Genomic DNA, 978 nt, shown 5'->3' with positions numbered 1-978 from the left:
ATGTAAAAGCACACATTTTTGGATTATATAATATAATATATAATATATTGTATTTTTTTGTAATGAGTAGTATAATTTACGAAAAAGAGATATATGTTTTGTAAGGAGGAATAAATTATGGGATTATATAAATTAATAGAAAAGAAAAAAAAAGCTGCTAGAAGAAAACAAAAAGCAAAGGTTGCTAAATATGCTACTTTAACTGCTGTTATTGGTGCTATAGGAGTTACTTCAGGAGTTCTATTTGCACCTAAATCAGGTAAAGAAACTAGAAATGATATAGCAGAAAAAGCTAAAAAAGTTAAAGGACATGCAAAAGAAAAAGCTAAATCTATTAAAGAAAATTTAAATGAAAAAGTAAATGATAAAAAAGAAGAAGTAAAAGTAGCAAAGGAAAAAATTTCAGAATATTTAGCACAAAAAAAACATAAAAAATCAGAAAAACCTTCTATTGAATTATTAAATGATAATGAAGCTATAGAAAATAAAAATATTCATGAAAATGTAAAAAATGATGAAGAAGTTGTAAAAGAGTAGTAGGTGCAGTTATGTATATAGAAGTTAGTGATTTGTTTTGGAGTATAATAGGAATATTAGGTGCAATCACTCTTATATATCTTATAATTACTTTAAATAATTTTTCTAAGCTTATTAAAAATATAAACGAAACTTTAAATAATAATAAAAAAAATATAGATACCTTATGTAGTAATCTACCAAATATTTCAGAAAATATTACAGATATATCAGAGAACTTAAAAGATGTTAGCGAGGTAGTTACAGAAGCAACAGCAGATATGATTGTAGCTAAAGAAAATTTAGTTAGTAATTTTGAAACATTAAAAGATGTTTTAAATATAATAGTAAGTGTATTTGCAAAGAAATAAAAAATAAAAATTTATTTTTTTGCAAATATAAATTATATACTTGCTAATATTTTTAAATAAAAAAATTTATTTAACTGTATAGAGGTATAAG

The 978-nt window shown here is 22.2% G+C and carries 2 protein-coding genes; both read left to right on the top strand.

Translation table 11 applies throughout. The features are described 5' to 3' along the window. The first annotated feature begins 117 nt into the window (after positions 1–117). Positions 118–537 (top strand): YtxH domain-containing protein, encoded by a 420-nt coding sequence (locus tag GBZ86_RS16255; protein WP_152892399.1) that lies wholly within the window; start codon positions 118–120, stop codon positions 535–537. 11 nt (positions 538–548) lie between these two features. Next, a complete protein-coding gene (locus GBZ86_RS16250) occupies positions 549–887 on the top strand; it encodes a hypothetical protein (protein WP_152892397.1) in 339 nt (112 codons plus the stop codon). Positions 888–978 lie beyond the last annotated feature (91 nt).

Source organism: Clostridium tarantellae, from assembly GCF_009295725.1.
Lineage (GTDB): Bacteria > Bacillota > Clostridia > Clostridiales > Clostridiaceae > Sarcina > Sarcina tarantellae.
The sequence above is the reverse complement of the archived record's forward strand: the minus strand, read 5'-3'. Positions and strand labels throughout refer to the sequence as shown.

Excerpts from the sequence above, each read along its gene's own strand:
- GBZ86_RS16250 (WP_152892397.1), top strand. The coding sequence starts at position 549 with ATGTATATAGAAGTTAGTGATTTGTTTTGGAGTATAATAGGAATATTA.
- GBZ86_RS16255 (WP_152892399.1), top strand. The coding sequence starts at position 118 with ATGGGATTATATAAATTAATAGAAAAGAAAAAAAAAGCTGCTAGAAGA.